Source organism: Rhodoferax sp. GW821-FHT07G04, from assembly GCF_059418585.1.
This window is the reverse complement of the sequence record NZ_JBWKQD010000002.1, coordinates 432,964-444,951: the sequence shown is the minus strand read 5'-3', so window position 1 is coordinate 444,951 and position 11,988 is coordinate 432,964. Positions and strand designations below refer to the sequence as shown.

General features: G+C 61.5%; 8 protein-coding genes. 3 read left to right on the top strand and 5 right to left on the bottom strand.

From position 1 onward, the window contains the following. Window positions 1-2: 2 nt before the first annotated feature. From AC07OO_RS11225 to AC07OO_RS11215, 3 genes are read right to left on the bottom strand one after another with little or no spacing between them, the layout of a single operon-like run. Window positions 3-308 carry an urease subunit beta gene (locus AC07OO_RS11225; RefSeq protein ID WP_495082193.1) on the bottom strand — a complete coding sequence of 102 codons (306 nt, stop codon included), beginning with the start codon at window positions 306-308 and terminating at the stop codon, window positions 3-5. Window positions 309-321: 13 nt separating this feature from the next. Continuing rightward, window positions 322-915, bottom strand: coding sequence for a HupE/UreJ family protein (locus tag AC07OO_RS11220; RefSeq protein WP_495082192.1), 594 nt, complete (start codon window positions 913-915; stop codon window positions 322-324). A gap of 22 nt (window positions 916-937) precedes the next feature. Beyond that, a complete protein-coding gene (locus AC07OO_RS11215) occupies window positions 938-1,240 on the bottom strand; it encodes an urease subunit gamma (RefSeq protein ID WP_495082191.1) in 303 nt (100 codons plus the stop codon). Between the two features lie 88 nt (window positions 1,241-1,328). On the opposite strand from AC07OO_RS11215, the gene AC07OO_RS11210 reads away from it, so the two are divergent. Together AC07OO_RS11210 and AC07OO_RS11205 are read left to right on the top strand one after the other, a co-directional pair. After that, the gene (locus tag AC07OO_RS11210) at window positions 1,329-4,979 is read left to right on the top strand and encodes an ATP-binding protein (protein WP_495082190.1); all 3,651 of its coding nucleotides are present in this window, start codon (window positions 1,329-1,331) and stop codon (window positions 4,977-4,979) included. Beyond that, window positions 4,969-6,000 carry a response regulator gene (locus AC07OO_RS11205; RefSeq protein ID WP_495082189.1) on the top strand — a complete coding sequence of 344 codons (1,032 nt, stop codon included), beginning with the start codon at window positions 4,969-4,971 and terminating at the stop codon, window positions 5,998-6,000. Before AC07OO_RS11210 ends, AC07OO_RS11205 begins: the two co-directional genes overlap by 11 nt. A gap of 164 nt (window positions 6,001-6,164) precedes the next feature. Here the strand turns inward: AC07OO_RS11205 and AC07OO_RS11200 are convergent, their stop codons facing one another. Beyond that, window positions 6,165-8,315, bottom strand: a complete 2,151-nt coding sequence (locus AC07OO_RS11200; protein WP_495082188.1) for a hypothetical protein — start codon at window positions 8,313-8,315, stop codon at window positions 6,165-6,167. A 502-nt stretch (window positions 8,316-8,817) separates the two neighbouring features. Between AC07OO_RS11200 and AC07OO_RS11195 the strand changes: the two genes are divergently transcribed. Next, window positions 8,818-9,684 (top strand): phosphate/phosphite/phosphonate ABC transporter substrate-binding protein, encoded by an 867-nt coding sequence (locus AC07OO_RS11195; RefSeq protein WP_495082187.1) that lies wholly within the window; start codon window positions 8,818-8,820, stop codon window positions 9,682-9,684. A gap of 31 nt (window positions 9,685-9,715) precedes the next feature. Here the strand turns inward: AC07OO_RS11195 and AC07OO_RS11190 are convergent, their stop codons facing one another. Further along, on the bottom strand, window positions 9,716-11,641 hold the full coding sequence (locus AC07OO_RS11190) for a sensor histidine kinase (RefSeq protein WP_495082186.1): 1,926 nt from the start codon (window positions 11,639-11,641) through the stop codon (window positions 9,716-9,718). Window positions 11,642-11,988: the final 347 nt, after the last annotated feature.

Here is an 11,988-nt window from a genome sequence, read left to right as displayed (position 1 = left end):
GGCTAGAGTTTTCCTTGTACGAGGCCGCGAAAACCGTAGACGATGCGGTCGCCGGCAAAGTCCACCAACTCCACGGTGCGCTGCTGTCCAGGCTCAAAGCGCACGGCCGAGCCGGACGCAATGTTCAGGCGCATGCCTTGCGCGGCGGCGCGATCAAAACCCAGCGCGCCATTGGTCTCCGCAAAGTGGTAGTGCGAGCCCACTTGAATAGGGCGGTCGGCCGTGTTCTGCACCACCACGGTCAAGGTGCGGCGGCCGGTGTTGAGTAGGTGTTCACCGTCGTCGGTAATGATTTCGCCGGGGATCATGGTGGCGTGCCCCTCAGACTTGGCTGAACAGATACAGCCCGGCAAAGCCCAGCAAGGCGCCCATGCCGCCCAGCACCACCGTGTTGCGTGCGGCCAGCCAGCGGCGGAGGGCCAAGCCCACGCCCACGCCACCCAGGTGCAGCACGGCGGTTGTCAGAAGGAAGCCGATGGCGTAACCAGCAAAGCCGGCCTCCGGTGCCTCGGCGCCATGGGCCAGACCATGCAGCGAAGCGGCTGCGGCGATCAGTCCCAATCCCAGGGCCTTGGGCACGGGCCGGGTCGCCGCGATGAGCATGGCACCAAACAGCACAACAGACAGCGCAATCGCATGCTCCAGGAACGGTACCGTCACACCGCTCGCGCCCAGCAGGGCACTGGTAACCAGTGCCAACATGAACGTGGCCGGGCCCTGCCAGGCCTGGCGACCAGGCAGCGCGCTCACCGACCATACGCCCACGGCGACCATGGCCAGCAGGTGGTCCAGCCCGAAGGGGTGCACCACACCCGTGGCCAGGGTCTCGGTGCCATGATCAGTATGGGCCATAGCCCTCGTGGATATTACGTAGATAGCTAGCAAAATAATAGCATTCAGTGGCCTGTTGCGCATGGGGGCTCCTGCAGTGTGGGTATCAAATGATTGGTTGGTGCACGGTGACCAACTTGGTGCCGTCAGGGAAGGTGGCCTCCACCTGGATGTCGGGAATCATCTCGGCTATACCGTCCATGACGTCGGCGCGCGTCAGCACGGTGCGGCCCTCGCTCATCAGTTGGGCCACGGTCTTGCCGTCGCGGGCGCCTTCCATGACAGCTGCGCTGATCAGGGCCACGGCTTCCGGGTAGTTGAGCTTCAGACCGCGGGCCTTGCGCCGCTCGGCCAGCAGGGCTGCGGTGAAGAGCAGCAGTTTGTCTTTTTCGCGGGGTGTGAGTTCCATGGCGCTCTCAGAGGGTAGGCAGAAGAGGTTTGGGCATTATTAGGCAATATCCGTGCCCTGAAAAACCGCCGTATACGCCAAATGCCGGATGCCCTGGGGTGGTGTGGCATGGAATCTGCACGGCCCCAGCGTGCAGCCCGTACCCGACCTTCCGCCACAGCCCCAGGCGCCGCCCCAGCGGGTGGTGAAGATCCGCCGCGACTACAACAATTGGGTGGCCAGCGAGACCATGGAAGACTATGCGCTGCGCTTTGCACCGCAGCGCTTTCGCCGATGGTCCGAATGGCGGGTGGCCAACACGGCCTTTGGCGCGGCGTCCTTCCTGGTGCTGGAGGCCGTGGGTGCCACGCTGCTGGTGCAGTACGGCTTCGTCAACGCCTTCTGGGCGATTCTGGTAACGGGGCTGGTGATATTTTTAGCTGGCCTGCCCATCAGTGTCTACGCCTCGCGCTACGGCGTGGACATGGATCTGCTGACCCGCGGCGCCGGCTTTGGCTACATAGGCTCGACGATCACCTCGCTGATCTACGCCACCTTCACCTTCATCTTCTTCGCGCTGGAGGCCGCCATCATGGCCTATGCGCTGGAGCTGGCGCTGGATATCCCGCCCAGCTGGGGCTACCTGATCTGCGCGCTGGTTGTCATACCCCTAGTCACACACGGTGTGTCGGCCATCAGCCGGCTCCAAGTCTGGACGCAGCCGCTGTGGCTGCTGATGCTGGTTGTGCCATTCGGCTTTGTGTTGGTGCGCAACCCCGCCGCATTTGAGGGCATATCGCACTATGGTGGTGAACTTGGCGTGGGTGGGGCTTTCGATCTGCACTTGTTTGGTGCTGCGCTCACGGTGGGCATTGCGCTGATCACGCAGATGGGCGAGCAGGCCGACTACCTGCGCTTTATGCCCGCGCGCACGGCGCAGAACCGGCGGCGCTGGTGGCTGTGTGTGATGCTGGGCGGGCCGGGCTGGGTACTGCTGGGCGTGGCCAAGATGTTGGGCGGTGCCTGCCTGGCTTATCTGGCCATCACGCACAGTGTGCCCACTGACCGCGCGGTGGACCCCAACCAGATGTACCTGGCGGCGTATGAGCATGTTTTCACATCGCTGCAGTGGGCGGTGGCGGCTACCGCGTTGTTTGTCGTACTGTCGCAGCTCAAGATCAATGTCACCAATGCCTATGCGGGCTCGCTGGCGTGGAGCAATTTCTTCTCGCGCCTGACCCATAGCCACCCGGGGCGCGTGGTGTGGGTGGTGTTCAACACGCTGATCGCCTTCATGCTGATGGAGATGAACGTGTTCCGCGCGCTGGGCGATGTGCTGGGCTTGTATTCGAACATCGCCATCGCATGGATCATGACCGTGGTGGCTGATCTGGTCATCAACAAGCCGCTGGGCTTGTCACCCAAGGGCATCGAGTTCAAACGCGCGCATTTGTATGACATCAACCCGGTCGGTGTGGGGGCGATGGCGCTGGCGTCCGCGCTGTCAGTGATGGCGTATCTGGGATTGTTTGGAGCGGATGCCAAGGCGTTTTCTGCGGTAGTGGCACTGGTGACGGCTTTTGTGGCAGCGCCCGCGCTGGCCTGGGCAACAAAGGGCCGCTATTACATCGCCAGAGAAAGTCTCGGGAGCCTGGGCAGCGAAGCGTTTTACGCAGGTAAAGGAGCAGCCCGCGCAGCGGGCGGGGCGAGCTGTGGAAGCGGGGGAGCAAAACGCTTCGCTGCCCAGGCTCCAGCGCATGACGATATGCCACGCGTCCAGCGCTGCGTAATCTGCGAGAGGGAATACGAAGCCCCCGACATGGCCCACTGCCCCGCCTACCGCGGCGCGATCTGTTCGTTGTGCTGCACGTTGGATGCGCGCTGTGGCGACCTGTGCAAGCCCCACGCCAGCCTGTCGTCGCAGTGGTCGGCGGCCTTGCGCTGGCTGTTGCCCCAACGGGCCTGGCCCTATCTGGATACCGGTGTCGGGCATTTCATCCTGCTGATGCTCATCATCGTGCCGCTATTGGCCACCGTGTTTGGCATGTTTTACCGACAGGAACTCTCTGGCCTGGACGGGGCCACGGGCGTCAATGCCGCCATGCAGGATGCTTTGCGCTCGGGCTTCGTCAAGGCCTATATGGCGCTCCTGCTGTTGGGCGGCATCGTGGCCTGGTGGCTGGTGCTGGCGCACAAGAGCCGCCAGGTGGCGCAGGAGGAGTCCAACCGCCAAACCCATCTGCTGATGCAGGAGATTGAGTCCCACCGCCAGACCGACGAGGCCCTGCAGGCCGCCACCGCGCTGGCGGAGCGCGCCAAACAACAGGCCCAGCAGGCCAACCAGGCCAAGAGCCGTTACATCAGCGCCATCAGCCACGAGCTGCGCACACCGCTCAACAGCATCCTCGGCTATGCGCAGCTGATGGGCGAGGACGCGTCCATTCCCCCCCACCGCGTGCAGGCTGTCAGCGTCATCAAGCGCGGGGGCGAGCATTTGCTCTCGCTGATCGAAGGCACGCTGGACATGGCGCAGATCGAAGCCGGTAAGCTCACGCTCAACCCCAAGCCCATGCAGTTTGCCAACGGCATGCACGAGATCGCCAGCCTGTTCGAACTGCAGGCAGCGGCCAAGGGGCTGGCCTTCCGCTTCGAGGTGCAGGGCAGCATTCCCGAATGGGTCAAGGCCGATGAAAAGCGCGTGCGCCAGATCGTCATCAACTTGCTGGGCAATGCGATCAAGTTCACGCAGCAGGGCAGTGTCACCTTCCGCCTGCGCTACGCGCGCGAGATGGCGCAGGTGGAGGTGCACGACACCGGCCCCGGCATGCATGCGCAGGAGATGGAGCACATTTTTGACCCCTTTGGCCGTGCCGCCAGCGTCTTGGCCGTGGGCGGCGCCAGTGGTTCGGGCCTGGGCCTGACGATTGCAAAAATGCTGACCGATTTGATGGGCGGTGAGCTCACGGCCAGCAGCCAACTGGGCCAGGGTTCGGTGTTCAAGGTACGGCTGTTCCTGCCCGAGTTGCATTTGAAATCTGGCAACAGCCTGGAGCGCTTGACCCAGGCCGTGCGGCAGCCCCGCAAGGCCTATGCCGGCGTGCGCCGCAAGATTCTGGTGGTGGACAACGAAGAGGCCGACCGCGAGCTGCTGGTCAGCCTGCTGGAGCCCTTGGGCTTTGTGCTGCGCGTGGCCGCCAGTGGGCACGATGGCTTGGACTTATTGGCTGCGGGCTATGACCCGGATGTGGTGCTGCTGGACCTGGCCATGCCCGGCATCGACGGCTGGGAGACGCTGCGCCGCATCCGGGCCCTGGACGGTCGCCAACCGCAAGTGGCCATCGTGTCGGCCAATGCCTTTGACCGTGGTGCCGACAATGTGCTGGGCATTGAGCCGGATGATTTCATCGTCAAGCCGGTACGCCATACCGAACTCTTGGATTGGTTGGAGCGCAAGCTGGCGTTGGCATGGCTGGAAACAGCCGACGCGGTCGACGTTGCCCCCATGGTGCCACCCATCGCCGCAGCCGATACCACCGACGCCACACCCCCGCCGCGTGCTGACCTGCTGGCCCTCCAAGAACTGGTGCGCCTGGGCTTCTACCGCGGTATTACCAACAAGCTCGACAACATCGTAGCGGAGCACCCGGCCTGCGCCGGCTTTGTGCACGCCCTGGGTGCCATGGCGCGGCAGTTCCAGTTTGAAGCCATGCTGGCGCTGCTGCAAAAAGACCTCGACCGAGAAAACAACCATGCGCAATGACTTGCCACTACCATCACCAGCCGAGGGCAGCGGCGGCCCCCTGCACGGCACGCTGGACCGCGCCAACAGCGACGTGGTACTGATCGTCGACGACGTGCCCGACAACCTGTCCGTGCTGCATGACGCGCTGGACGAATCCGGCTACACCGTGCTGGTGGCGACATCGGGCGAGGCCGCGTTGCAACGCGCCACGCAAGCCGTGCCCGACATCATTCTGCTCGACGCCATGATGCCCGGCATGGATGGTTTTGACGTAGCACGCCGCCTCAAAGCTTTGGCGGCCACGGCGCATATTCCCATCGTCTTCATGACCGGCCTGACCGAGACCGAATACTTGGTGGCCGCGCTGGAGTCTGGCGGTGTGGATTACGTCACCAAACCCATCAAGCCGAAGGAAGTGCTGGCCCGCATGCAGGTGCACCTGAAGGGGGCGCGCGAACGGCGCCAGACGCGCAACGCGTTGGACGCCTTTGGCTACGCCACCATCACCGTGCGCTCCAGCGACGGCGCGCTGATGTGGCAAACACCACTGGCCCGTGAGCTGCTGGAGCGCTACTGCGGCACGCAGGCGCCGCATACGCCCGAGCCGGTGCTGGTTTGGTTGCGCAGCAGCCTTGCGTTTCTGGCGCAGCAGCCGCACCCTGGCGCCGAGCCACCCCGCTTTGCCATCGAGCAAGGCGCTCGTCGCCTGACTTTCAGATTGCACCAACAGATCGGCGACGGTGAGGGTGCCGCCGAGGGTGGGGACTGGTTGATCGTGATGCGCGAGGTGTCCGACACCGCCGTCATCGAAGCCATGAGCCTGTGCTTCAAGCTGACCGCCAAGGAGGCTGAGGTGCTGTACTGGGTGGTCAAGGGCAAGACCAACAAAGACATTGGCGACATCCTGGGCTCAAGCCCCATGACGGTGAAGAAGCACCTGGAGCGCATCTTCGTCAAGATGGGGGTGGAGACGCGTACTGCTGCCGCCGGCATGGCCATGACACGCATACGCCAGCTGCATCCGCAGTTTGAGGGGTAGGCTTAAGCGATTTTGGCCGCTAGCCCTCGTCGGATATATGTGAACAGCTATCAATTCAGGAGTGAATGGGCTTCGACGTCTGCAAGCCGTCAACACGCGTCCCAAAAGAATAGCCCCACAGCGGCCAAGCTGCGGGGCTGGTTCGATGGGGTCGCGCTACAGGCCTACCAGCCAAATACCGCGCTGTACTTGCCGTTGGTGGCGCCGGTGCCGCCAGAGTAGTAATACACCTTGGCGTACACCACTTTGGCGCTGCTTCCGGTGTTGCTGTAGGACACAACGTCCGCCGCCCCCTGTCCATTGGCGCTGGACGCCAACTTGGTGCCAGTGCTGCTGTACAACTCCAGGTCGTAGTCCGAGCTGCTGTTGGGCGTCATGGTCACTTTCAGGGTCTTGCCGACTGGCAGGCTCACCATGAAGTAGTCGACATCGGTGCCGTTGGCCATGTTGGCGTTGACGGTGGTGCCGGTGGTGGTGATGCTGTTGGCCGTCGCGGTGCTGTTGTTGCTTTCCGTTTCGTTGATGGTGGGTCCCTGTATGGGGCCGGTCGCCAAGATGTTTTGCGCTTCAAACTTGGTGCGGAAGGTGTTTTCATAGGCCACGTCGGTCGGGAACAGGTTGTGCGCCGCGTTCACAATCGCCGTCGCCATGGCTGGCATCTTGACGTTGGCGCCCAGGCCAAAGTGGCCTTCCAGAATGATCTTGTCAATGTTGGCGCGCGGCTTGCCGGCTGCCAACAGGCTTTTCATGGCAGCGAACAGCGGGGCCGACCACAGCTCGTCCGATGCGAAGCTTACGCCGCCCTCGGTAACCGATACGTGGGCATCATAGGTCTTGCTGCTGTTGTACTTGGCATCGGTGCGGTTGAGCATGCGCCCGGCCCAGCAAGCGCCATGGCCGTCCCAGCTAAAGGCCCAGTCCGGGTGATAGGTCGCGCCGTTGGGGGTGCTGTAGGAATAGGAAGCCGCCCAGTAGTCGCCAAAGCCTTCGCCCATGGCGCCGGTGTCACCGCCGCTCCAACTGGAGTTGATGTTGGCTTGAATGCCATGGCCATACTCGTGCAAGATCACGTCGGCATCTTCGGTGTCGTTGACGCAGCCGTGGCCAAACGCCAAGTAGTCGGTGGTGCCGCCGCTGTAGTGCGAGTTGTCGTCGCCATTGACGCCGTCGGTATCCACATCCAGGGGGCGGTTGATGATGGACTTGGTTCCGGTGAATCCCAGCGACTGGATGTAGCGCTGGTTTTGGTCCAGATGGAAATAGACGTTGGTGTCGTCAAATGCGTTGTTGCCGCGCTTGGCCGTCCACGCGCCATTGAGCGTGGTGCTGGGCGCGGTATTGGGGGCCTCGATGTTCTTGATGTTGACGTAAGGCCCCGACAGCTTGTAGACCCCATTGGCCACTGTCAGGTCGCGCAGCGGCTTGGTGAGATAGGCGGCATCGAAGGCCGATGCCGGCGAGGTGTCCGTCAAACTGTCGTTGTTGAGGCTGGTGCGCGGATCGGGGTCGAACACCAAGCCCGTGCCGTTGATGCCCGAGGGCGCGACAGCGGCCAGTGCTGCACTGGGTGACGCCGCGGAGACGCCACCGGTCTTGTTTTGCGTGGCCAGTGCTTCGGTAATTGCTGCCGTTTCGGTAAGGCGGTCGCGGGCCGGGCCGGGTGCTGCCATACGGGCCGCGATGGAGCGCGCCTCACCCTTCAGCCGTGGCATCGACAGCGTGTAGGAATCGATCAGGCTGCCATCTTGGGCGTGCAGGTATTGCACAAAACCGCCGGTCGGCATCTGGGCGGATATTTCGACCTTGTGCGCCAATTGAAAGCCATCGCCGACCGGCATCCAGACCATCTCGGACTTGGGCACTTGCACCAGGGGATGCTGCACCTTCATATTGGTCCAGGCCTTGTCCATGGCGTTGTCAGAGGTGATGTTCGTCTGCGCATGCAGTTGGTTCACTGCGTTGGCGTCGGCCTTGTCAGATACCGGCTTGGTTTCATTGAAGATCTGCAACAAGTCGCCATTGCGGCCGATGGAAACCACGATCTCCGATCGGTCCACCGGCAGGCCGCGCAGCATCTGCTGGTAGTGGTAATGGGTGGCCAACAAAGACTCTTTGGTGCGCACCAGCACCAGATTGTTGAGCGACTGCGGCAAGCCAAAGCGGTCGGCCTGTTCACGCAAGACGGACTGCGCCGAGCCAGCCTTGGTGTTGGTGAACACCGTGACGTTTTGCACGGTGGCATCGGCCGCGTGGGCCGCTCCACCAAAGGCTAGCAAAATGAGGGAGGCCAAAACGCTACGAGAAGGAGTATGCATAGTTATCCAATTCCATAAAATCGTTTTTCGGGGACTATCGCTTTCGCAAGACACGTCGCTGGGTAGAGTTGCCATGCTCTTTCGCTTTCGGCGAAGCGGCGTCGGCAGAGTCTATGCTTGGCTGTTGCGGCCCGGCCCATGAGGCAGCCTCCAAAAAATAGTAGGTTGATGCATGGTGTTCACAGGGAGAATCCCTAGCTTGCCCCGTGCAGGTTTTTCGGCCCACGGGGCGCGGCCCAAGGCCTTACCCGCGAATTGCTGGAGCGCTACTGCGGCACCAACGTTTGCAGGTAACAAGATCGGGATGCCCATGCTTCGGCGCAATGCGCTGTAATATTCCGAGCAATTCGTTATGCGCTAAAAGGGTTTCCAGGACCACTGTCGACGGATCTCGCTGTGTTTGTGGGGCACTGGGCTACTGAAGAAGCGATCGACCCACTTCATGCCCGTGTGTTGAAATGCTGTCGGAGTTTGGATTTACTCAACAACGCCGAGAAAACTCGTGTCGAAAATCATCCATGGAATCGCCATGCTGGCAATGGCGGGGCTGGCGCTCTGGTCGGTCGGCGTTTGCGCGCAGGGAAAAGGTCTCACCATCGCAGCCAATCCCAACCTATCCGCTATTGAGTTGATCAATAATTTTGGCGCCCTGGCCAAAGCCCTGGAGCAGGAGCTTGGCATGAAAGTCACAGTGGTCAGCGGCAAGGATTACGAAGACACCATTGACCAGCTGCGCAGCGCAAAGGTCGATATCGCCGGCACTGGTGCTTTTGGCTATGTCACTGCGCGGGAGGAATTCGGCGCCAAGCAGATCGTGCGCTATGTCGAAGAAGGGGGTGACGCCTACCACTCGATCATCATCGTGCGTACCGATTCTGGCATCGACACACTGAAGGACCTTAAAGGCAAACGCTTTGCATTTACCGACGCCAAGTCGACTTCCGGCTACCTGATGCCGGTGCTGGCGCTGGAGAAGCAGGGCATCAGCACCAAAGACCTGGCCAAAGTTGAGTTCGTCAAAAAACAACCCAATTCGGCCATCGCCGTGTTCACCCGCCAAGTCGACGCGGGGGCCATGGCCGACAACCAGCTCAACGAAAAATATGGCGTAAAGCTGGCCGAATTGAAGACTATTTGGACCTCCGCACCCATACCCCATGGTGTGTGGATGGCGCGTCCGGGCTTGGCGGACGCCGAGGTTCAGCGGATTGCGCGCGCGATTCTGAAAGTGGCCCAATACAGCGAGGTCAAGCAGTCTCTGGCGAAGGCCTCGGTCCATGGTTTTGTCGAAGGACGTGAGGCCGATTTTGACGGCGTACGCGCCGCCAAGCAATTGCTGGACAAACTGGAAAGTCGCGACAAACCATAGGCGCATTTGCCAAGGACGACGCAAGGCCGCACTACCCCGGGGCGCGGCGGGGCAGTGTGAGTGTCACTGTCGTACCCTGCCCCTCGACACTGTCGAGGACAATAGTTCCGCCCAGGGCCGCCGTCACCACGTTGTACAAAACGTGCAGACCCAGTCCCACATGGCCCGCGCTGCGGCGCGTGGTGAAGAAGGGGTCAAATACCTGGGGCAGTTCGGCAGGCGAAATGCCCCGACCGTTGTCCGCAATCACAATCTGCGCTTGTTGGTCGCCCTTTGGCCGGATGCTGATGGTCAGCATACCGCCACTGTTCGGGGCGAAAGCATGGTCGCGGGCGTTGTTGACCAGGTTCAGCAGCACCTGGGTCACAAGCCCTGGAAAATTGTCCATGTCGACCTCGGATTCGACGGTCAACACCAGGCCGATCCCATCCGCCTCAAACGCCGGCCTTTGATTGGCCAACAATTCCCCTGTCAGTACGCCCAGTAGGAACTGGCACCGCTCGTCGTGTGAGCGGTTAGCAGCAATGAGCTTGAATTGGTCAATCAGTTGTCCCGTGCGGTGTGCGCTGCGAACAATCAGTTCGCTGGCTTGGGTGCAGTCGCCTATCGCTTGATGGAGTGCGGAACGTGTCAAGGTCCCGCCCGCAACGGCGGCGCTCAGCACGTCCATGCGGTCGCCCAAGGCCGAGGCCGCCGTGACCATGTTTCCGATGGGCGTATTGAGTTCATGTGCGACGCCGGCTACTAAGCGCCCCAGGGACGCAAGCTTTTCGGCCTGCACCAACTCGGCTTGGGTCGCTCGCAACTGCGCCAGCGAGTCCTGCAAGGCCTCGGTGCGCAGCGCCAATTGCGCTTGCGCCACCTTCTGCGCGCTGATGTCTTGCAGCACCCAGATGCTGCCCTTGGACAGGTCTGCCGTGTCTATCGCCTTGCCTTGGTAGCTGCACCAGATCAACGTGCCATCACGCCGTTGAAACTGCCACTCGCCGACAGCGGCCAGCCCGTCAATGATCGCCGGATAGACCGTTTCGCCGTAGATCCGGTGCGATTCGTCCGAGGCAAAGTAGACACGCGTCGGTTGGCCCTGCAATTGATCCAGCGGGTAACCCAGAAGCTCGGCCCAACCTCGGTTGCAGCGCAAAACAATGCGCTCACGCACGAACACGATACCAATGATGGCGTTGTCCAGGATGGTCTGCTGCTCTTGCAGCGTCAGTGTCAGTTCAGCCGTGCGTTGTGCAACGTTGTGTTCCAACGCCGCGTTGAGTTCCTCCAAGGCCAGCATCTTTAGTTCAACTTCCTGGCCCATGCGATTGACCGCCCGGGCCAGTTCAAGCACCTCGTCATTGCCCACTTCTGCCAGGCGCAAAGAGTAGTTGCCGTCGCCGATGGCACGACTAGCCTGCGCCGCACGCTGCAAATGCCGGGTCAACCAGATGCCGATGGCGCTCAGCAATAGCACGCTGAGGAAAATCTCGACCAAAGCGATCAACAAACCCTGTTTGACGAGGGCAGAACGGGTCTCTGCCACGATGCGGGTCGACAGCCCCAGGCGCATGGTCCCCAGGGTCTGACCCGCCATAGCAATCGGCCGCTCCATATGGTAGACGCCAAGCTCCATGGCTTCGGCCACGCTGGCGCTGAGCGGCGGTAGGGCGGCGTTGGTTGGCAAACCCGCGCGGGCGACCCACTGCCCCTGCGGGTCGGCGATGTAGACATACACCAGTTCCCGCTCCTCCTCAGTAACGGTTGCAGCCAAAAAATCCTGCAATCCCGAATAATCGCGCTGCAGCAAATAGGGTGCGGCAGCAGAGTTGAGCATGGGCACCGCCTGTGCCTGTGCCGCTTTGACACTAGCCCGCGCCGCGTCATCGATCAAACGCACGGAATTGGCGATCATCACCGATAACACGGTGACCTCGATCAGGATGCTTGCGGCTATGAGACGAAACCGCAAAGAGCCGAAGCGAAAGTGCGATGAAATCAAACGCCGCATCTAGCTACCCTGCCATGTCCTGCGCAAAGTCCTTGAACTGGGTGGCTTGGTCATTATTGATTCTATGGGCTTGAAGGTCTGCGGTAAAGACGAGTGGCACCAAGAAAAGCACAACATGCCCACTCGCAGAACCTGGCGGAAAATGCGTCCCCTCCTCGGATATGCGTGACCAGCTATCAATTCAGGAGTCTCTGGAGACTGCAACTGCGAGCCGGACCGTGAAGGCACCAAATCAATCGTTGGCGCACCAAAACCGGTCAGGAAATGGCAAGTCAAAGGGTAAATACGGATAGCTAGGGGTGAAATCG